The following is a 20,637-nucleotide window of genomic DNA, read 5'->3' as shown; positions in this document are numbered from 1 at the left end:
CGATGAGCCACACTCCGTTCCCCTACGAACCGTTCGAGCTGCACGGCCAGGAACTGCGCGACGCGGTTGTCCGTTATGCCAGCAACCCCATCTACCTCGACAACGAGGAGTGGCAGAACAGCGACAACCCCTACCGGCGCCAGCTGCGGCCACAGGTGCTCCAGCACCTGGACCTCGACCGGACCCCGGGCCGCGACGAGATACTCGACTACAGCAGCCTGGCCGTGCAGCGCCTGCTCACCAGCATCTACGAGGCCGACCTGGTCTTCCTGCCCAAGGGCGGGCTGGGCGGCGAGGGCAAGTGGGAGGACTTCAAGAGCTTCTACAGCTCGACCAACCGCGTGCTCGGTGAGGTGATCCGGCCCGCGCTGGAGCGGTACGCCTTCGGCTTCCTCGACAAGGAGGTCGAGACGTCCGGAAAGTGGACCGCCGAGAGCCTGGAGACCTACCTCGAATCTCTCAACGCCCATGAGCCGACCGGCCCTTCCCTCTCCGAGAAGGCCATCGCCGACTCCACCGACCGCGAGCGCGCCGCCCGTATGTGGCTCATCCAGTTCGCCCCGGACTTCCTCTCCGAGGCCTCGCCGATGATCCGCAATGTGCTCGGCTACTACGGCGCCGCCCAGTCCGAGTGGTTCAAGATCGTCATCGACGAGTACGGCTACGGCGTCCACGACACCAAGCACAGCCAGCTCTTCGAGCGCACCCTGGAGTCGGTCGGACTCGAGACCGACATCCACCGGTACTGGCAGTACTACCTCAACAGCAGCCTGCTGATGAACAACTACTTCCACTACCTGGGCAAGAACCACGAACTGTTCTTCCGCTACGTGGGCGCGCTCTACTACACCGAGGCCACCCTGGTGGACTTCTGCCGGCGGGCCACCGCTCTGCTCAAGGACGTCTTCGGCGACCGCGCCGACACCCAGTACTTCACCGAGCACGTGCACATCGACCAGCACCACGGCCGGATGGCCCTCGAGAAGCTGATCCGCCCGCTGGTCGCGCAGCACGGCGAGCAGATCATCCCGGAGATCGTCCGCGGCATCGAGGAGTACCGCCGCATCCAGGAGCTCGCCGACGAGGACTTCGCCACCCAGATCGCCTGGATGGACAACGGCCCCGAGTTCAAGAAGCTGCACGCGCCGGTGTGGGACGCCCTCTCCAGCGGCCGTGTCACCGCCCCTGTCGCCGACATCGTCGAGCCGTACGGTGAACTGTCCAACACCCACTGCCACGACGGCGACGAGCTGTGCCACATCGTCTCCGGAACGATGAAGTTCGTCTCCGGCTTCGACTCGCACCAGATCCTCGAAGCCGGCGAGGGCACCGTCATCCAGCGCAACCGGCTGCACGGCGCGATCATCGAGTCCGAGGAGTGCGTCTATCAGATCCACTCGGTGGGGGACTACAAGACGTGCATGTAGTGACGTTCTCCGTGGCCGGCCGGGACAACTGCGCGGTGGTGGCCGGCGAACCGTATGTGTATGCGCGGACCGACGAGGGCTCCTTCGTGATGCGGGCCCGCTGCCCGCATCGCGGCGGCCCGCTGCATCTGGCCGAGCTGGCGCCCGAGGGCAACCGACTGGTGTGCCCGTGGCACGAGCGCAAGACGTCGCTGACCCGGCTGCGGCAGGAGATCCCCGCCGTACGCAGCGGCGACACCGTCACCGCGGTCTTCCCCGGCCTGCCCGAGGCCGGGATCGGCTTCGGGCACCGGCCGCTGTCGGCGGACCTGGCGGGCTGACCGTGCGGTGCGGCCGGGGCCCTCGTGGCCCCGGCCGCGGCCGCCGACCGCCCCGAACCTCGAGCCCTGACCCCACCGAGCGGACAAGGAACAGCAGCTGTGTCTCCGTATCCTTCCGGCAGCCCTGCCGTGATCGTCGATCCGTTCTCCTCCGGCGGCCTGTACGCCCCGGCCTTCCGCGCGGCCGGCGTGCCGTCGGTGGCCGTCGTCTCGTATCCGGAGATCCCGCCGGCCTACGCCGGCTCCTTCCGCTCCGAGGACTTCGACACGATCCTGACCTGGGACGGCGACGAGGACGCGCTCGTGGACCGGCTCTGTGCGCTGCGTCCGCGCTGCGTCCTGCCGGGCGCCGAGATCGGCGTGGAACTCGCCGACCGGCTGGCCGCCCGGGTCGTGCCCGAGGTGGCGAACGTCCCCGGCCTGACAGCGGCACGACGCCATAAGTACGCGATGGCACAGGCGGTCTCCGCCTCCGGACTGCCGGTGCTGCGGCAACTGTGCAGCGACGATCCGGACGAGGTCGCCGCCTGGCTCGACAAGGAGGGCCTGGCCGGCAGTGACCTGGTGGTCAAGCCGCCCAAGAGCGCCAGCACCGACGGCGTCACCCGGATCGTCGGCGGGCACGGCTGGCGTCAGGAGTTCGAGGCCCAGCTCGGACAGCTCAACCAGTGGCAGATCCGCAACGAGCAGATGCTGGTGCAGGAGTACGCGACCGGCACCGAGTACGTCGTGGACGTCTTCAGCCACGCCGGCCACCACACCGTCACGGACGTGTGCCGCTACCGCAAGGTCGACAGCGGCGGGCAGATGGCGGTGTACGAGTCCATGGACTGGGTCCCCGAGGACCGCCCCGAAGTACCGGAACTGATCCGCTACACCCGGGGTGTCCTGGACGCGATCGGCTTCCGGTGGGGCGCCGCGCACGTCGAGGTGATGATGACCGCCGACGGGCCGCGGCTGATCGAGGTCAACGCCCGCCCGCACGGCGGTGGCCACCCCCGCTTCTGCCGCGTCGCGACCGGCGACAGCCAGGTCGACCGAGCGGTGGCGTACTTCACCGGGAGACGCTCCCTGCCCTCCGGATACCGGCTGCACCGTCGGGTGCGTGTGGTGTTCCTGATCAGCCGTTCGTACGGTGTGGTCCGCAACGCCGAAGTCCTGGACGCGGTCAGAAATGTGGCGAGCCATCATGTCTCGGCCGTGCCGGTCCGCAACGGCGACCTGATCGCTCCCACCAAGGACCTGCTGGGCACCCTGTCGCTCGGCTTCGTCGTACTCGCCCACGAGGACCCGGCACAGCTCGACGCCGACCACGGCGAGGTCCGGCGGATCGAATCGCTGCTGACGGTGGATCCGGCGGCGGACGCGGCATGAGCCAGGCGCCCCCGGTGGCCGGCACGCCGGAGCGCCGCGGAGGCCGGCCGTGATCAGCGGGTGGTTCCTGGGCAGCGCCCTGCTGGTGATTCTGACTCCGGGGCCGGACGCGGCGCTCGTCACCCAGCTGGTGCTGCGCACCGGTCGGCGCGCCCCCGCGCTGGCCGCCGCGGCCGGCATGCTGACGGCGGGCGCCGCCCACGCGACGCTCGCCATCAGCGGCGTCTCTCTCGTACTGGCCGGCCGGCCCGAGCTGTTCACCGCAGTCCGCTGGTGCGGGGCCGCCGTCATGCTGCTGTGGGGCCTTCGGGCCCTGCGGTCCGCGCTGCGCCGCCCACCCGCAGCGGACCGGCCGGGCCCCGACGCCGACCGCCCGCCTCCGCCGTCCCTGCGCCGCTGCTGGCTGCAGGGACTGCTGTGCACCGGCGCCAACCCCAAGGTCGGACTGTTCCTGCTGGCGTTTCTGCCGCAGTTCGTGCCGCCCGGGGAGCCCCCGGCGCGCACGATGGCGGTATTGGCGGCCGTCCATCTGTCGCTGGCGGCGCTCTGGCTGGCCGTGCTGAGCGGCGGGGTGTTCCTGCTACGCCGCTGGGCGGCGGCGCGCCGACCGGACGCGGGCGCCGGTGCGGCCCGGGTGGTCGAGGCACTGGTGGGAGCGGTGTTCATCGCGTTCGCCGTACGACTGGGGGTCGGTGGGTGAACTGCCGCATCGCCCGCTCAGCCCCGACATTCCAGGTCGAGCAGGAAGCGCTTGGCCTGGACGCCGCCCGCATATCCCGTCGGCCGGCCTGAGGCACCGACGACCCGATGGCAGGGCAGCACCACACACAACGGATTCGCCCCCAGCGCCTTGCCCACCGCCCGCGCCGAACCGGGCCGGTGCACCGCGGCGGCCAGCTCCCCATAGGTCGCCGTCCCGCCGTACGGCACCTGCGCGGCGACCGCCAGCACGACCTCCTTGCTGAACGGTGTGGCCAGACTCGGATCCAGCGGTACGGAGAACGCGCGCCGCTTGCCCGCGAGGAAGTCGTCCAGCTGTGCACGGGTCTGCCGCAGCACCGCCAGCTGCTCAGGACCGGCTTCCGTCTCGTCCCCGCACTCCCGGGCGCCCACCGTGAGGCGCTGGCGAACCGCATCCACCGGATAGAAGCCGCAGTAGAGCAGGGCCTCATCGGTGGCGGCCAGCGCCAGGCGACCGATCGGTGTGTGGTGCTCCCCGACGACCACGGTGCCCACCACCTCGCTCGCCGCGCTGCGGCTCATGGCATGCATGACGTCTTCCTCCCCGCTGGATGACTTGACTGGCGGTCCCGTACCCCGCGGCGCTCGGCACGCGGCTGTTTCCCGCCCGGCGCGCGGGACCGCACGCCGAGACCGGCCTCACTTCCGCGGCGGACCCCACTCCGCCGCGCGCCTCACGCCGCTATCGGGCGGCAGCTCTTGCAGGCGCGGTAGCCCGCCTCGCGGGCAGCCCGTGCCGAGCGGAACGGCACCTGATGGGGCCGGGTGATCCGGCGTGCGTGGGCGCAGGTGGGATGGCAGTAGATCCGTGTGGTGTCGCTGCCGAGGAACGCCGTCCCCGAACGGGACAGTCCCACCAGTTCGTCGTCGATCCCTTCGGCGTCCCGCAGCGCCGCGCCCACGGTGGGCCCGTACCGCAGATCGCAGGGTCCGCCGTCGTCGAACGTGACCCGGTGGCAGGGGATCAGCAACGGCACCGGATTGACCACCAGTGCCTCGGTGACAGCGGCGGCGCCGGCGAGCGCGGCCTCCCGCGCGACCCAGGCCAGCGGCCGCAACTGCCCGCGTGGAATGGTGCGCACCGCGTCGAGCGCGGCCCGCTCCGCCTCGGTGAGCTCCGGAAGATCGATCCGCAGATTCTTGGTCCGCCCGGTGCGCAGCGCGGTCCGCAACCCCGGCAGGGGCCGTGTCGTGGGAATCGCGCTCCGTCCCGTGCGGACGAGGTGCGCCTCTTCGAATGCCCGGGGGCCGGGCAGTGTTCCGCCCAGCGCGGATCCGGTCACGGCCTGCGCCCCGTATGCGACATACAGCCCGCCGGCGGGCGCGTCGAGGTGCAGGTACGTGTCGTACCGGTCCCTCGGGATTCCCACCCGTTGCAGCACCCGGGCCGCGAAGTCCCCAGGAGCGGGACCCGCGAGCCCCGCCAGTGCGGTCTCCACCCGGCCCTCCGGCTGCGAGGTCCATTCCCCACCTCGGTTCACATCGTCACCTCCCTCAGCAACGCGACTTCTGGTTCCAGTAATTCACGCAGGGTGCCGAGCCCTCTCGACACCTGAGCCTTGACCGTACCGACCGGGCATCCCTGCACCTCGGCCACCTCGGCGTAGCTCATCCCGACCACATGGCGAAGGACCACCGCCACTCTGGCCCGCTCGGGTAATCGAGCGAGCGCCGCGACCAGCAAGGCCCGGTCGGCGGCAGTGTCCGCCCGCTCCTGCGGCCCCGGCGCCGCGGTCGGCCAGCTCTCGCAGGAATCCTCCACGCGGGTGCTGGCGACGGGCCTGCGGACGCAGGTGCGCACATGGTTGCGCCACACGTTCGCGGCGATCGTCATCAGCCACGCACGGGGACGCAGCGCACGGCGCCGGTCCGTGGAGTACCCCTGCAGCGCCGTGTAGGCGCGCAGGAATGCCTCCTGGCCCAGGTCGTCAGCCTCCGCGGCGTTTCCCGTCACCCGGAGCAAGAAGGCATGGACCGCTGAGGCGTGGACCCGGACCAGTTCCGTGAAACCGTCGTCCAGATCCGTCGCCAGGCGTTCGCAGAGTGGCTCGGCTGTCTCGTCCATCACTCACCAAAACACCGACGGGCTTCCGATGGTTGCACGGGTTGTGCGGAGCCGCCGTGCGATGGCGAGAGCCGCCGCGGCGCCGGCCGGGCGCCGCGGCGGCCCCCGACCTCGTCGCAAGAGCGGATGAACGGCCACACAGAAACGCGACGCCCGATCCGCCGAGGGTGTCGGCACAGGTCAGGGGCCATGGTGCAGGATGGGACCGCGAGGCGGTGCCGCGTGTGTCGCGTCCGTCGAACTTTGTATGTTTATCGCTAGAATTCACGCGATGCAGATACCGCAGACAGCCAGCGACCCACTGAGTGAGGTGATTCGGTGACCGGCCCCGATGCCACCGACGAGCAGTGGGAAGGGCTCGCCGAGGTCGTCCCGCTCCGCAGCAGCAGTGAGTGGCCGTCATGGCCCGACCACCGCGCGCTCCCCGACGACGAACCGGCCGAGGAGAAGCGGCGGTTCATGGTCATCCGTGTCCAGACGTTCGCGGACGCGCGTGAGGTCGCCGAGTACCTCATGGCGCAGATCCCGGTCCTGCTGGACCTCAGCAGCGCCGACGCCGACGTCGCCAAGCGCATCCTGGACTTCTCCAGCGGAGTCGTCTTCGGCATCGGCAGCGGGATGCACCGCGTCGACACCAACGTCTTCCTGCTCGCACCGGTCGGTACCGAGGTGGCCGAACCGCGCGCCGGAGCCGTCCCTCATTCGTAGGAAGAGCTGTTGGGCGTAACGGTTCTCCGTCCCGTCCGTTGCATAGCGTCCCCCTATGAATACCGACAGTGTGCGACCGGCGGTCACCGAGTTACGGCTCTCCGCCTTCAGGACCCACCGCGGCGTCACCTTGCCGATCGGCCCGCTGACCCTGCTGACCGGCGAGAGCGGCAGCGGCAAGTCCAGTGCGCTGCAGGCGTACGAAATCCTCTCCCGGCTCGGCAGCGGAGAGCCCCTGGAGCGCGCGGTGGCGGCGGTCGCGGGCGGCGCGGCCGCGTGCGTCCCGGCGGGCGCCCGCCCCGACGACCAGGGGCGGCGCGGCTTCCGTATCGGGTGCACGGTCGACGGCCCGGCCGGCCCGGTCGATCTGGACCTCGCCGTACAGGCCGAACCTGAACTCCGCATCGTCGGTGAGCGCCTGACCGGTGGCGGCGAGACGCTGCTCACCACGGCGCTCACCGACCCGGCCCGCCGTGCCGTGCAGGCGGCATGGCACACGGCCGGCGCGACTCCGGTGACCCGCGCACCGCTGCCCGACGACCGGCTGGGCACGTCCCTGCTGCCGCTGCGGGTGGCGGGCAAGACGGCCGGACAGCGGCTGGTCCTGGCCGCGGCGGAGCAGGTCGTCGTCGCGCTGCGGTCGGCCTTCATGTGTGATCCGAGGCCGGAGAGCATGCGGGAGGCGGGGAGCGGAGTGGTTCCGGCTCCCGTTCCGGCCGGGGCGGCGCCGGGCCTGAGGGGCGGGGTGCCCGGTGCTCGGCGGCGCCCCGGGGGCCGGGCCGGCGCGGCCGGCGGCTGGGGCCGGAGCGGGGACGGTGAGCCGGACGAGGGACGGCTGCGGTCCTCCTGCGAGAACCTCCCGGCGGTGCTGGACCGGACGAGCCGGGAGTGCACGCGCCGGCATGCGCTCCTGGTGGCGGCAGTGCGGGATGCCTGTGCGGGGCCCGTGGACGGGCTGCACGCGGTCCACCGGGAACCGGACGGGGGCGTGCCGGTCGGCGGCGTGGCGGCCGGTGAGCGACCGGGCGGGCGTCCGGCGGCGTCGGGCCCGCACGGCGCGCGTCCGGGCGCCGTGTCGTCGGGGTCCGCGCAGCCCCCTGGCCCGGCGCTGCGGCCCGCGGCAGCCGCCGGGATGCGGGCGCTGGTCGACCGGGGGCCGCTGGGCATGATGCCCGTCGAGCAGCTCAGCGACGGTGAGCTGCGGTTTCTCGCCCTGGCACTGGTGCTGCTCACCGGGCCCGGGGTCCTGGAAATGGATCCCGTGGGGGAGATTCCGTCGGCCCACCAGCAGCTGACGGTGATGGCGGACGGGTTGGACCGCTGCATGGACCGGCGGCAGGCGAGGGAGCTGCTGTCGCTGGCCGTGCGGATGGCCGAGCGCGGACACGTCCGGCTGCTGGGAGCGGTGCGGGACGCCTCCGTCGCCGAGGGGCTGCCCGGCGTGCAGGTGCTACATCTAGGGGCATGAGCGACGATCTTCATACGCTGCAGAGGCGGCTGGCCGAGTTCGCGGCCGCCCGCGACTGGCAGCAGTACCACAACCCCAAGAACCTGGCCGCGGCGCTCAGCGTCGAGGCCGCCGAACTCGTGGAGATCTTCCAGTGGTTGACACCGGAGGAGTCGGCGAACGTGATGGCCGAACCCACGGCGGCGGGTCGCGTCGAGGACGAGGTCGCGGATGTGCTGGCGTATCTTCTGCAGTTCTGTGAGGCGCTGGGGATCGACGCGCTGACGGCGCTCGCCGCGAAGATCGAGCGCAATGAGTCGCGCTTCCCGCCGGTCCGTCCGGCGCGACGGGACGGAATCCGTCCGACGCGTGACGGCGGGGGGCGGGAAGAGGGGGAGTAAGGACGCATTTCTCCTCCCTCCCGCCGCTCGCGCGCCGCGAAGGCATCAGCGAGGATCACGTCGATCGGTGTGAAAGGAGTGTCGTCGAAGTTTCAAGTGCCTCGTGATGGCAGTGTGGTTGGTGGGGGCGGCGAGGCCCTAGGGGGAGGAGCGGGGCCAGGCGCACCCTCCGTCACTCTCCGGAGTCATCGATCTTTCCACAGCGCCTTGGTTGTCCACAGATTTGCGAAATCCTCTGGCGTTTTCGGGTGCGAGACCTCACTCTGGGTAATGGAAAGAGTGCGGGGCGAAGGCGAGCGAGGGTGAAAGGAGGGGACGCGGATGGACGCGGTGCGGATCATCGCGGCCAGTCGGCGCGGCCTGTCGCAGGCGAGCACGGTTCAGGACGTGGTTGTCGAGGCGTGGCAGGCGCAGGCGTTGGCGGAAGCGATAGGCGGCCATCTCGCGATAGTGGGGCCGTACGAGGTGCGTTCCAGAGCCCGGGGGCTGGGTGACGCGGGCGGGCGGTTCAGCGGGGGACTGCTGTGCCCGGCGCCGGCCACCGGCGGGCTGCGGGCGGCCCAGCTGTCCGAAGTGCGTGATGTCAAGGCCGCGTTGACCAGCCTGTGTCTGCTGCTGCAAGAGGTGTGCGAGGCGCTGGTGAGTGTGGTGTGCTCAGCAGACGAGGAGGGGATGTACTGGACCTGCGTCGAGGCCATGGACACGGCCGACGAATCGCGGGATCACGTGTCCGGAATACTCGAGAAGCTGGAGGCGCGTGAGCGGAACCTCGCCTGACCCGGGGCGAGTCCATCGAGATCACGCCGGTGCGGGGCGCCTTACGGTGGCGGCGCACCGACCGCTGCCTCACGTCTGCCCCACCGCCTCGGCGGCCATCGCCCCGCCGCCCATCGCTCCCGCGCCCCGAGGCGGCAGCGCCCACCTCCGCCGGTGCCACCGCGGCCCGGAGGTGGCCGCATCCCGCGGGCGGCCGCTTCCCGCCCCTCGCGCCACCGCAGTCACGGCCCTCGCGTCCTCGGGTCCTCGGGTCCTCGCAGGGCACCGTCATCGTCACCGCAGATGGCCGGCCCACTCCGGCCGGGGGATGACCGACCCAGTGATCAAAACGACCGGACGGTTGGCCTGCCGCCGAACGTGCAGGATGGAGGTATGGATCTACGAATCTTCACGGAGCCCCAGCAGGGCGCTTCCTACGACACTCTTCTCACGGTCGCCAAGGCCACCGAAGCTCTCGGCTTCGACGCCTTCTTCCGGTCCGACCACTATCTGCGGATGGGCAACGCCGACGGGCTGCCCGGCCCGACGGACGCCTGGATCACACTGGCCGGTCTGGCTCGCGAGACCCAGCGCATCCGCCTCGGCACCCTCATGACGGCCGGCACCTTCCGCCTGCCCGGTGTGCTGGCCATCCAGGTGGCGCAGGTGGACCAGATGTCCGGCGGTCGCGTCGAGCTCGGTCTGGGGGCCGGGTGGTTCGAGGAGGAGCACAAGGCCTATGGCATTCCGTTCCCCCAAGCGAAGTTCGCCCGGCTGGAAGAGCAGTTGGCGATCGTCACCGGCCTGTGGGCCACCGAGGAAGGAAAGGAGTTCTCCTACGACGGCAAGCACTACCAGCTGAAGAACTCGCCGGCCCTGCCCAAGCCCGCCCAGCACAAGGTGCCGGTGCTGGTCGGAGGGCACGGCACGACGCGTACACCGCTCCTGGCGGCGCAGTACGCCGACGAGTTCAACATTCCCTTCGCCTCGCTCGACGACACGGAGCGCCAGTTCGCACGGGTGCGGGCGGCCGCCGAGGCCACCGGGCGGAAGGGTGACGACCTGGTGTACTCCAACGCCCTTGTGGCCTGCGTCGGCAAGGACGACGCCGAGGTGGCGCGGCGGGCCGCGGCCATCGGACGGGAGGTGGATGAACTGAAGGCCAACGGCCTCGCGGGCACGCCCGCCGAGGTCGTCGACAAGATCGGCCGGTACGCCGCAGTCGGTGCGTCCCGGGTCTATCTGCAGATGCTGGACCTCGACGACCTGGACCACCTGGAGTTGATCTCCGCGCAGGTGCAGTCACAGCTGACCTGACGCCGGACACGTGCCCGGTGGCGAGACGGGCGCCGGCGGAAAACGGGTGGGGGATCGGATCGTGCACGGCGATACTCGGGCGTGTGTTCCTGACGATAACCATCACCGGCAGTGCCGACCGTCCCGCGACCGACCTCGGCTTTCTGCTGCACAAGCATCCCGACAGAGCCCAGCGGTTCTCGACGTCGTATGGAGTCGCGCACGTCCTCTACCCGGAGGCCGATGCGCAACGGTGCACGGCGGCGCTGCTGCTGGAGGTCGACCCCATCGCCCTGGTCCGCCGGGGGCAGGGGAAGGGCCGTGGCGGGGCTCCCGATTCGGCGCTCGGACAGTACGTCAACGACCGTCCGTACGCGGCGTCGTCGCTGCTGGCCGTGGCGCTGCGCAGCGTCTTCACCAGCGCGATGAAGGGGGAGTGCGCGGCACGGCCCGAGCTGCCCGGCCGGGCGATGCCGTTGCGGATCGAGGTGCCGGTACTGCCGGCCCGGGGCGGCGCGGACCTGGTGCGCAGACTCTTCGAGCCGCTGGGCTGGACGGTGACGGCGGAGCCGTTGCCGCTGGACGCGACGTTCCCCGAATGGGGCGACTCGCGCTACGTACGTCTGGTGTTGGAGGGGGAGAGTCGGCTCGCCGAGGCGTTGCGGCATCTGTATGTGCTGCTGCCCGTCCTGGACGACGCCAAGCACTACTGGGTCTCGCCCGACGAGGTCGACAAGCTGCTGAAGGCAGGCGAGGGCTGGCTGGAGGACCATCCCGAGCAGCGGCTGATCGCCGACCGCTACCTCGCGCGGCGCCGGGCGCTGACACGTCAGGCCATCGAGCGGCTGGCGCTGGAACGGCTCGCCGAGGCGGACGACGCGGACGGCGAGGAGATCGACAACGCGGTGGACGAGGAGGTGGACACCGAGCAGAAGCCGGTACCGCTCGCCGTACAGCGGCGGGAGGCGATCCTGGCGGAGCTGCGGGCCGTCAACGCCACACGCGTGCTCGACCTGGGCTGCGGGCAGGGGCAGTTGGTCGGTGCGCTGCTCAAGGAGCGGCAGTTCACCGAGATCGTCGGCGTGGACGTGTCCATGCGGGCGCTGCACGAGGCGCGGCGCCGGCTGAGGCTGGACCGGATGCCCGAGCGGCAGTCGGAGCGGGTACGGCTCCTGCAGGGGTCGCTGGCGTACACCGACGACAGGCTCAAGGGATACGACGCGGCGGTGCTGAGCGAGGTCATCGAGCACGTGGACCCGGAGCGACTGCCGGCGCTGGAGTACGCGGTGTTCGGGGCGGCCAGGCCGCAAACGGTCGTGGTGACCACGCCGAACGTCGAGTACAACGTGCGCTGGGAGACGTTGCCGGCCGGTCAGGTACGGCATGCCGACCACCGCTTCGAATGGACGCGGCGGGAGTTCCGGCAGTGGGCGCAGGAGGTCGGCGCGCGGCACGGCTATGCGGTCACGTTCGAGCCCGTGGGTCCGGACGACGCCGAGGTCGGGCCACCCACTCAGCTCGCGCACTTCCGTATGACCGATGACGACGGCGAGGGCCGGAGCGAGTTCAAGACCCAGGACCGGAACCGAAGCCACAACAAGAACAACAAAAAGAACAACAACAAGAACAACAACAAGAACAACAACAAGAGCCAGGGCCAGGGCCAGGACACGGACCGGGACCGGGACGGGGACAGGGACAGGGACCCCGCGAGGGGATACGGCACGAGCGACGGCGCCGACGGCGCCGTCGGCAGCAGCGCGGCGACGACGGGAAAGGAGGTCGCGGCATGACGGACACCGACCGCACTCAGCACGGGGACGACAACGAACACCGGCACGGGGACGAGCAGGAGCGGGCCCGCGGGCCACAGCCGTCGCCCGGCCGGGCGACGCGCACCCTCGGCGTGCCCGACCTGGCGCTCGTGGTGCTGATCGGCGCCACCGGCTCCGGCAAGTCCACCTTCGCCGCCCGGCACTTCAAGCCGACCGAGGTCCTCTCCTCCGACTTCTGCCGCGGCCTGGTCAGCGACGACGAGAACGACCAGAGCGCCAGCGGCGACGCCTTCGACCTCCTGCACTTCATCGCGGGCAAGCGCCTGGCGGCCGGACGGCTGACCGTCGTCGACGCCACCAACGTCCAGTCGGAGGCCCGCACCCAGCTGGTGCGCCTGGCCCGTGAGCACGACGTACTGCCGGTGGCGATCGTGCTCGACGTACCCGAGCAGGTCTGCGCCGCACGCAACGCGGCGCGCGCCGACCGGGCCGGGCTGCCCCGCCGCGTCATCCAGCGTCACCAGCGCGAACTCCGCCGCTCCCTGCGCCATCTGGAGCGCGAGGGGTTCCGCAAGGTACACATCCTGCGGGGCCAGGAGGAGGTCGAGGCCGCCGAGATCGTCACCGAACGGCGGTTCAACGACCTGCGCCATCTCACCGGGCCGTTCGACATCATCGGTGACATCCACGGCTGCCGCTCCGAGCTGGAGAGCCTCCTCGGCCGCCTGGGGTACGCCCTGGAGCGCGACGCACTGGGCCGGGCCGTCGACGCCGTGCACCCGGCGGGTCGGACGGCGGTCTTCGTCGGAGACCTCGTCGACCGCGGACCCGACAGTCCCGGGGTGTTGCGCCTGGTGATGGGCATGGTCGGTGCCGGCCACGCCCTGTGCGTGCCGGGGAACCACGAGAACAAGCTCGGCCGTTACCTCAAGGGCCGCAACGTCAAGCACTCCCACGGCCTCGCCGAGACCGTCGCACAGCTGGAGAAGGAGGACGACACCTTCCGCACCGAGGTCGCGGACTTCATCCACGGCCTGGTCAGCCACTACGTCCTCGACGGCGGTGGGCTGGTGGTCTGCCACGCCGGGCTGCCGGAGAAGTACCACGGCCGGACCTCGGGCCGGGTGCGGTCCTTCGCGCTGTACGGCGACACGACCGGCGAGACCGATGAGTTCGGCCTGCCGGTGCGCTACCCGTGGGCCGAGGACTACCGGGGCCGCGCGGCCGTCGTCTACGGCCACACGCCCACCCCGCGTGCCGCCTGGCTCAACAACACCCTCTGCCTCGACACCGGCTGCGTCTTCGGCGGCGCCATGACCGCGCTGCGCTGGCCGGAGCGCGAAATGGTGGACGTACCGGCGGAGCAGGTCTGGTACGAGCCCGTCAAGCCGTTGGTCTCCGAAGCGCCCGGCGGTGCGGACGGCCGGCCGCTGGGCCTGGGCGATGTGGCGGGACGGCGGGTCGTGGAGACGCGCTACATGGGCCGGCTCGCGGTCAGGGAGGAGAACGCCGCCGCCGCGCTGGAGGTGATGAGCCGCTTCGCGATCGACCCGCGGCTGCTGCCGTACCTCCCGCCGACGATGGCCCCCTGCGCGACCTCCAAGGCCGAGAGCGGCGGCGAAACCGCCGGGGAGGGCTTCCTGGAGCACCCCGCCGAGGCGTTCGCCGCCTACCACGCGGACGGCGTGCGGGAAGTGGTGTGCGAGGAGAAGCACATGGGCTCGCGCGCGGTGGTCCTGGTCTGCCGAGACGAGGCCGCGGCCCGCGCGCGCTTCGGGGCGCCACAGGGTGTCTCGGGCGCGCTCTACACCCGTACGGGACGGCCGTTCTTCGATGACCGGGAGACGGCCGAGCGCCTTCTGCGACGCGTCCGCGAGGCCGCGGAGCGAGCCGGGCTGTGGGCGGAGCTGGAGACGGACTGGCTGCTGCTGGACGCCGAGCTGATGCCGTGGTCCCTGAAGGCGACCGGGCTGCTGCGCAAGCAGTACGCGGCTGTCGGGGCGGCGTCCGGCGCGGTGTTCCCGGGTGCGCTCGGGGCGCTGGAGGCGGCGGCCGAGCGGGGCGTCGACGTGGCGGAGCTCCTCGGGCGCCAGCGCGAGCGGGCCTCTGACGCCGCCGCGTTCACCGATGCCTACCGGCGCTACTGCTGGCGGGTCGGCGCGATGGGGCCCACCGGGGCGGATGAGCTGGCAGGCGTCCGGCTCGCCCCGTTCCAGATCCTCGCCGCCCAGGGCCGCAGTCTGGCCGGTCTGGCGCACTCCGATCAGCTCGCCATGATCGACCGGCTGATCGAGGCGGAGGCCGAGGGCGCGGAAGCCGACGGTACGACGCTGCTCGCCCCGACCCGCCGGCTCGTCGTGGACACCGGGGACGAGACGTCGGTCGCGGCCGGAATCGCCTGGTGGCTGGAGCTCACCGCGGACGGCGGCGAGGGCATGGTGGTCAAGCCGCTGAAGGCACTGATACGCGGCGCGGACGGCCGCCTCGTCCAGCCGGGCATCAAGTGCCGCGGACGGGAGTACCTGCGGATCATCTACGGCCCGGAGTACACCCGTCCGGAGAATCTGCGGCGCCTGCGGGTCCGCCACCTGGGCCACAAGCGTTCCCTCGCCCTGCGCGAGTACGCGCTCGGCCTGGAGGCGCTCGACCGGATGGCCGAGGGGGAACCGCTGTGGCGCGTCCATGAGGCGGTCTTCGCGGTGCTCGCGCTGGAGTCCGAGCCGGTGGATCCGCGGCTGTAGCGGTCACGCCCCGGGGCGGGGCCATGCCCCGGGGGCCGGATCATGCCCCGGGGCAGGCGGCTCGTCCGGCTCATGCCGCCGAGCTGCCCGGCCGGCTCATGCCGCCCGGGTCACCCGCGCTGCCCGGTAGGACCGCCGGTAGTCGACCGGCGGGACTCCCATGGCGCGGGTGAAGTGCCGGCGGAGGTTGGCGGCCGTACCCAGGCCGCTGATCTCCGCCACCCGGCCCACCGCGAGATCCGTTCCTTCGAGCAGCTCCCGTGCCCGGGAGATGCGTTGGGTCTGCAGCCACTGCATGGGCGTGGTGCCCGTGGCGGCGTGGAAGCGGCGGACCAGGGTCCGGGTGCTGGTGTTCGCATGCCGGGCCAGGTCGGCGACAGTCAGCGGCCGGCACAGCCGCTCGGCGGCCCAGTGCAGCAGCGGGGCGAGGGAGTCGTCACGCCGTTCGGGCAGCGGCGTCTCGATGTACTGCGCCTGACCGCCGGGGCGGTGCGCGGGGGCGACCATCTGGCGGGCCCGGGAGTTGGCGACCTCGGTGCCGAAGTCCTTGCGTACCAGGTGCAGACAGACGTCGATCGAGGCCGTGGCGCCGGCGCCGGTGAGCACGTCGCCGTGGTCGACGTAGAGCACCGCCGGATCCACGGTGACGGCCGGATAGCGCGTGGCGAGCAGGGACGCGTACATCCAGTGGGTGGCGGCCGTCCGGCCGTCGAGCAGCCCGGTCGCGGCGAGCGTGAAGGCGCCCGAGCAGAGGGAGACCAGGCGCGCACCACGCCGGTGGGCTTCGCGCAGCGCTGCCACGAGCTCGGGCGGCGGATCGCCGTGCACATCGGCCGAGGCCGGTACGAGGACCGTATCGGCGGCGACCAACTCCTCGACGCCGTACGGGGTCGTGGCGGTGAACCAGGACTGCATCCGGGGTGCCGCGCCGTTCGCGCCGATCGCGCACACCCGCAGGTCGTACCAGTCAGGGGGCGTCTCCATCCGGTCCGTGCCGAAGACGTGGCAGGGGATGGCGAGTTCGAAGAACGGCATTCCGTCGGTGGCGGCGACCGCGAGGGTGGGCATGGGGCGAGTATGGCAGCCGAAGTGGCAGGAATGTAGCGGGTGTTGTCAGGGCTGCCACTCGTAGGGGCGGCGCCCGGGGCCGAAGCTGTATGGGTATGACCACTCCTTCTACGGGGCGCCAGGGGACGGGTGTGCGCGCGGGCGCCCAGGACCGGCACTCCCCACTCGACGCGCCCGACCCCCGCCGCTGGCTGGTGCTCGCTATCGCGTCGGCCGCGCAGTTCCTCGCCGTACTCGACCTGATCGCCGTCACCATCGCCTTCCCGGAGATCGGCCGGGACTTCGCGCCCGCGTCCGCCTCCGCGCTGTCCTGGGTGCTCAACGCCTACACGGTGGTGCTCGCCGCGCTGCTCGTACCGGCCGGCCGGGTCGCCGACGAGGCGGGGCGGCGGCGCAGCTTCCTGATCGGCATGGTGCTGTTCGGCGTGGCGTCGGCGGCCTGCGGTGCGGCACCCACCCTGACCCTGCTGATCGTTGCCCGGGTGGTGCAGGGCGTGGCCGCCGCCGTACTGATCCCCACCTCCCTCTCCCTCGCCCTCCCCGCCTTCGCGCCGCACGAGCGCGCCACCGCGGTCGGCGCCTGGACCGCGGTCAGCGCGGTGGCGGCCAGCTCGGGCCCGGTGATCGGCGGTCTGCTCGCCGCCTCCGACTGGCGGCTGATCTTTCTGATCAACGTCCCGGTGGTGCTGGTGGCGGTGACCGCGGGCGTCCGGCTGCTGCCCCGGTCACCACGTGGCGCACGGCAGGCGCTCGACCTGCCCGGGACCGGGCTGGTCCTGGTGTGCATCGGCGCGTTGGTGACCGCGTGCGTCCAGGCCCCGGAGTGGGGTTACGGCGCCCCTGCCACGCTCGGCGCCCTCGCCGTCGGCGGGCTGGCGGGCGCGCTGTGCGTCCGCCATGTGCACCGCGTCGCCGAACCGGTCGTCCACCCGGCCCTCTTCCGTACCCCCGGCTTCACCGCGGCCACCCTCGGGCTGCTCTGCTACTTCGTGGCGTACTCCGCCATGATGCTCGGCGCGACCCTGCTGTTCACCGACGTCTGGCACTACCCGGTCCGTACGGCCGGGCTGGCGGTGGCCCCCTGGCCGCTGACCGTGCTGGTGGTGTCCGCCCTCTCCGGCCGGATCGTGGGCGCCATCGGGGAGCGGAGCGCGGGGGTGGCCGGCGCGCTCTGCTTCGTGGCCGCCGACCTGTGGTGGGCCGTCGCCGCGGACGGCGGTGCCGGCGGCACCCGGTACGCGGCGCACTTTCTGCCGGGGCTGATACTCGCGGGCTGCGGCACCGGGCTGTACCAGCCGGTGATGTTCGCCGCCACGGGGTTGCTGCCCGCGCACCGACTGTCGCTCGGTTCGGGAGTGCTGATGGTCTCGCGACAGGGAGGTACGGCGCTGGGCGTGGCCGTGCTGATCGCCGTCATGGGCGGCCAACAGGCGCCGGGGGCAGGGGCGTTGCGCGCCACCTGGCTCATCGCGGCGGTGATGTCGGCGGTGGCGGTGGCGGCCGCACTGCGGATCGGCCGGGGCCAAGGCGACGGTGGGGGCACCCGGCGGCGGAACGCAGGGGAGGCGGCGGTGGCGGCGGGTGGCTCGCGGGGCCCCCACTCCTGAGCCTGCCCAGGAGCTGTTCCGGGGATCGGTGACGGGTCCCGGAGAGATCCCGGAGAGATCCCGGAGAGATCCCGGAGAGATCCCGGAGAGCGACGCTCGGGGAACGGGGAACCAGGAGAGCGCTCCTGAGGGAGGTCGGGGAAGCCCGGCGTACGACCGGTGCGAGCCGGCCCACCCCTGAACCAGCGCGTCACTCCATCACTTCACCAGTCACCACTCCGCCACCCCATCGCTCCGTCAGCCCACCACTCACCACTCACCACTCCGATATTCCGCCACCCCGCCCGCCGTACCCCACAACATCGGCCGACATGCTCCGACGAGGTTCGTACGCGCCCCGCAGCGGCCAAGATGGGGAGATGGGATTCCATGTCGACTCCGAGGCCGGGCGGCTGCGCCGCGTCATTCTGCATCGCCCCGATCTGGAGCTGAAGCGGCTGACGCCCTCCAACAAGGACGCGTTGCTCTTCGATGACGTGCTGTGGGTGCGGCAGGCGCGGGCCGAGCACGACGCGTTCGCGGATGTGCTCCGGGACCGGGGAGTGGACGTGCACCTCTTCGGGGATCTGCTGGCCGACAGCCTGCGGATCCCCGAGGCGCGGACGCTGGTCCTGGACCGGGTCTTCGACGAGAAGGAGTACGGGCCGCTGGCCACCGACCACCTCCGGGCGGCCTTCGACGAGCTGCCGGTGGCCGAGCTCACGGAGGCGCTGATCGGCGGCATGACCAAGCGCGAGTTCCTCGAACGTCATCCCGAGCCGACCTCGGTCCGCTTCCACGTCATGGAGATGGACGACTTCCTGCTCGGCCCGCTCCCCAACCACCTCTTCACCCGCGACACCTCGGCCTGGATCTACGACGGCGTCTCGATCAACTCCATGCGCTGGCCCGCCCGGCAACGCGAGACGGTGCACTACGAGGCGATCTACCACCACCACCCGCTCTTCCGCGGCGCCGACTTCCATGTCTGGTCCGAGGGGCAGGCCGACTACCCCTCCACCATCGAGGGCGGCGACGTCCTGGTGCTGGGCCGTGGGGCGGTGCTGATCGGAATGAGCGAGCGGACCACCCCGCAGGCCGTGGAGCTGCTGGCGCGCGGGCTGTTCGCGGCGGGGTCCGCGCGCACCATCGTGGCGCTGGACATGCCCAAGCGGCGGGCCTTCATGCATCTCGACACCGTCATGACGATGGTCGACGGCGACACCTTCACGCAGTACGCGGGCCTGGGCATGCTCCGCTCCTACACCATCGAGGCCGGATCGGGGGAGCAGGACCTCAAGGTCACCGACCATCCGCCGGAGCACATGCACCGCGCTATAGCGGCCGCGTTGGGACTGGACGACATCCGGGTGCTGACGCCGACGCAGGATGTCCACTCGGCGGAGCGCGAGCAGTGGGACGACGGATGCAACGTACTGGCGGTGGAGCCGGGCGTGGTCGTCGCGTACGAGCGGAACGTCACCACCAACACGTTCCTGCGCAAGCGGGGCATCGAGGTGGTCACCATCCCCGGGAGCGAGCTGGGCAGGGGCCGGGGCGGGCCGCGCTGCATGAGCTGTCCGGTGACGCGGGACGCCGTACCGGGCCTGGGCTGAGCGGCGGTTCCGGACGGGCTCCCGCCGGGCTCCCGCCGGGCCGTCCGCGGCCGGGTCCGTCCGGAGCCGGGTTTGTCAGGTGCCGGGCGCGGCACCTGACAGGCGGGACCGGAGGCCGAACCGGTCGTGATCCCCACGGTGCGCGGCGGTGCCCGGCGAAGGGCGCGGCGAGCCACGCTGGACGAATATAGATACGGACATTCGTATATAGTTCCAGTATCTGAGTACGTCCGTCCGTCCCCGATTGCCGCGAACCAGGAGTCCACCATGGCGATAGACCTCGCGGGCCGCCACTTCCTCAAGGAGCTGGACTTCAGCGCCGAGGAATTCCGCCGACTGATCGACCTCGCGGCCGAACTGAAGGCCGCCAAGCGCGCCGGGACCGAGATCGCGCGCCTCCGGGGTCGCAATATCGCCCTGATCTTCGAGAAGACCTCGACCCGGACCCGCTGCTCCTTCGAGGTTGCGGCGGCCGACCAGGGGGCCTCCACGACCTACCTCGACCCCTCCGGCTCGCAGATCGGCCACAAGGAGTCGGTCAGGGACACCGCACGCGTCCTCGGTCGGATGTTCGACGGTATCGAGTTCCGCGGCAGCCGGCACGCGGACGTCGAGGAACTCGCCGCGCACGCCGGTGTGCCCGTCTTCAACGGGCTCACCGACGACTGGCACCCGACCCAGATGCTCGCCGACGTGCTGACCATGGTCGAGCACGGCGGGGGCCGCCCGCTGGAGGAGACCGCCTTCGCCTACCTCGGCGACGCCCGCAACAACATGGGCAACTCCTACCTGGTCACCGGCGCGCTGCTCGGTATGGACGTACGCATCGTGGCGCCCCGGCAGCTGTGGCCCGAGGAGGCGGTCGTCTCCCGGGCCCGTGAGCTGGCCGCCGGCAGTGGCGCCCGCATCACGCTCACCGAGGACGTCGCCGAAGGCGTGCGCGACGCGGACTTCGTCGCCACCGACGTCTGGGTCTCCATGGGGGAGCCCAAGGAGGTGTGGGACGAGCGGATCGCGCTGCTCGCCCCGTACGCCGTCACCATGGACGTCCTGCGGGCCACCGGGAAGCCCGGGGTGAAGTTCCTGCACTGCCTGCCCGCCTACCACGACCTGGGCACCGCGGTCGGCCGGGAGATCCACGAGCGACACGGGCTGGAGTCGTTGGAGGTCACCGACGAGGTCTTCGAGTCCGCGCACTCGGTCGTCTTCGACGAGGCGGAGAACCGCATGCACACCATCAAGGCCGTGCTGGTGGCGACGCTGGGGCGGTAACGGCACGCCGTACGGGACGAAGCGTAGGAAACATCACAGCGCAT

General features: G+C 71.5%; 18 protein-coding genes. 14 read left to right on the top strand and 4 right to left on the bottom strand.

Annotation, left to right across the window (positions count from 1 at the left end; all coding sequences use genetic code 11):
• Positions 1–2 precede the first annotated feature (2 nt).
• From ACGFML_RS24130 to ACGFML_RS24115, 4 genes are all read left to right on the top strand, one after another.
• Positions 3–1,427 carry an iron-containing redox enzyme family protein gene (locus ACGFML_RS24130; RefSeq protein WP_393546867.1) on the top strand — a complete coding sequence of 475 codons (1,425 nt, stop codon included), beginning with the start codon at positions 3–5 and terminating at the stop codon, positions 1,425–1,427.
• Positions 1,418–1,747 (top strand): Rieske 2Fe-2S domain-containing protein, encoded by a 330-nt coding sequence (locus tag ACGFML_RS24125; RefSeq protein WP_393546865.1) that lies wholly within the window; start codon positions 1,418–1,420, stop codon positions 1,745–1,747. The genes ACGFML_RS24130 and ACGFML_RS24125 overlap by 10 nt, the downstream gene beginning before the upstream one ends.
• Positions 1,748–1,846: 99 nt before the next feature.
• Positions 1,847–3,121 carry an ATP-grasp domain-containing protein gene (locus ACGFML_RS24120; protein WP_393546863.1) on the top strand — a complete coding sequence of 425 codons (1,275 nt, stop codon included), beginning with the start codon at positions 1,847–1,849 and terminating at the stop codon, positions 3,119–3,121.
• A 49-nt stretch (positions 3,122–3,170) separates the two neighbouring features.
• Positions 3,171–3,821 (top strand): LysE family translocator, encoded by a 651-nt coding sequence (locus tag ACGFML_RS24115; RefSeq protein ID WP_393546861.1) that lies wholly within the window; start codon positions 3,171–3,173, stop codon positions 3,819–3,821.
• A 17-nt stretch (positions 3,822–3,838) separates the two neighbouring features.
• Here the strand turns inward: ACGFML_RS24115 and ACGFML_RS24110 are convergent, their stop codons facing one another.
• From ACGFML_RS24110 to ACGFML_RS24100, 3 genes are all read right to left on the bottom strand, one after another.
• Entirely contained in the window at positions 3,839–4,393 is a 555-nt protein-coding gene (locus ACGFML_RS24110) for a methylated-DNA--[protein]-cysteine S-methyltransferase (protein WP_393546859.1), read from the bottom strand.
• Between the two features lie 143 nt (positions 4,394–4,536).
• Positions 4,537–5,343, bottom strand: a complete 807-nt coding sequence (locus tag ACGFML_RS24105; RefSeq protein ID WP_393546857.1) for an MGMT family protein — start codon at positions 5,341–5,343, stop codon at positions 4,537–4,539.
• Positions 5,340–5,927: an RNA polymerase sigma factor gene (locus ACGFML_RS24100; RefSeq protein ID WP_393546855.1), complete on the bottom strand. Its 588-nt coding sequence runs from the start codon at positions 5,925–5,927 to the stop codon at positions 5,340–5,342. The genes ACGFML_RS24105 and ACGFML_RS24100 overlap by 4 nt, the downstream gene beginning before the upstream one ends.
• 318 nt (positions 5,928–6,245) lie before the next feature.
• Between ACGFML_RS24100 and ACGFML_RS24095 the strand changes: the two genes are divergently transcribed.
• The 7 genes from ACGFML_RS24095 (at position 6,246) to ACGFML_RS24065 (ending at position 15,051) form a co-directional block, all read left to right on the top strand.
• Positions 6,246–6,635, top strand: a complete 390-nt coding sequence (locus tag ACGFML_RS24095) for a cell division protein SepF (protein ID WP_393546854.1) — start codon at positions 6,246–6,248, stop codon at positions 6,633–6,635.
• Between the two features lie 55 nt (positions 6,636–6,690).
• On the top strand, positions 6,691–8,103 hold the full coding sequence (locus ACGFML_RS24090) for a biotin transporter BioY (protein WP_393546852.1): 1,413 nt from the start codon (positions 6,691–6,693) through the stop codon (positions 8,101–8,103).
• A complete protein-coding gene (locus tag ACGFML_RS24085; RefSeq protein ID WP_393546850.1) occupies positions 8,100–8,483 on the top strand; it encodes a nucleotide pyrophosphohydrolase in 384 nt (127 codons plus the stop codon). Before ACGFML_RS24090 ends, ACGFML_RS24085 begins: the two co-directional genes overlap by 4 nt.
• Positions 8,484–8,804: 321 nt before the next feature.
• Positions 8,805–9,260, top strand: a complete 456-nt coding sequence (locus ACGFML_RS24080; protein WP_393546848.1) for a DUF6099 family protein — start codon at positions 8,805–8,807, stop codon at positions 9,258–9,260.
• 372 nt (positions 9,261–9,632) lie between these two features.
• Positions 9,633–10,556 carry an LLM class F420-dependent oxidoreductase gene (locus ACGFML_RS24075; RefSeq protein WP_393546847.1) on the top strand — a complete coding sequence of 308 codons (924 nt, stop codon included), beginning with the start codon at positions 9,633–9,635 and terminating at the stop codon, positions 10,554–10,556.
• Between the two features lie 83 nt (positions 10,557–10,639).
• Complete coding sequence (locus ACGFML_RS24070; RefSeq protein WP_393546845.1) at positions 10,640–12,328, top strand: 3' terminal RNA ribose 2'-O-methyltransferase Hen1; 1,689 nt, start codon at positions 10,640–10,642, stop codon at positions 12,326–12,328.
• Positions 12,325–15,051 (top strand): polynucleotide kinase-phosphatase, encoded by a 2,727-nt coding sequence (locus ACGFML_RS24065; protein WP_393546843.1) that lies wholly within the window; start codon positions 12,325–12,327, stop codon positions 15,049–15,051. The genes ACGFML_RS24070 and ACGFML_RS24065 overlap by 4 nt, the downstream gene beginning before the upstream one ends.
• 96 nt (positions 15,052–15,147) lie before the next feature.
• Here the strand turns inward: ACGFML_RS24065 and ACGFML_RS24060 are convergent, their stop codons facing one another.
• The gene (locus ACGFML_RS24060) at positions 15,148–16,119 is read right to left on the bottom strand and encodes a GlxA family transcriptional regulator (RefSeq protein WP_393546841.1); all 972 of its coding nucleotides are present in this window, start codon (positions 16,117–16,119) and stop codon (positions 15,148–15,150) included.
• A gap of 95 nt (positions 16,120–16,214) precedes the next feature.
• Here ACGFML_RS24060 and ACGFML_RS24055 point away from each other — a divergent pair, with 95 nt between their 5' ends.
• The 3 genes from ACGFML_RS24055 to argF all read left to right on the top strand — a co-directional run bounded on the left by ACGFML_RS24055 (position 16,215) and on the right by argF (position 20,593).
• A complete protein-coding gene (locus ACGFML_RS24055; RefSeq protein ID WP_393546839.1) occupies positions 16,215–17,726 on the top strand; it encodes an MFS transporter in 1,512 nt (503 codons plus the stop codon).
• A 359-nt stretch (positions 17,727–18,085) separates the two neighbouring features.
• Positions 18,086–19,321, top strand: a complete 1,236-nt coding sequence (locus ACGFML_RS24050; protein WP_393546837.1) for an arginine deiminase — start codon at positions 18,086–18,088, stop codon at positions 19,319–19,321.
• 267 nt (positions 19,322–19,588) lie between these two features.
• The gene (gene argF, locus ACGFML_RS24045) at positions 19,589–20,593 is read left to right on the top strand and encodes an ornithine carbamoyltransferase (RefSeq protein ID WP_393546835.1); all 1,005 of its coding nucleotides are present in this window, start codon (positions 19,589–19,591) and stop codon (positions 20,591–20,593) included.
• Positions 20,594–20,637 lie beyond the last annotated feature (44 nt).

This window comes from Streptomyces sp. NPDC048650 (genome assembly GCF_043199095.1).
Taxonomy (GTDB): domain Bacteria; phylum Actinomycetota; class Actinomycetes; order Streptomycetales; family Streptomycetaceae; genus Streptomyces.
The sequence above is the reverse complement of the archived record's forward strand: the minus strand, read 5'-3'. Positions and strand labels throughout refer to the sequence as shown.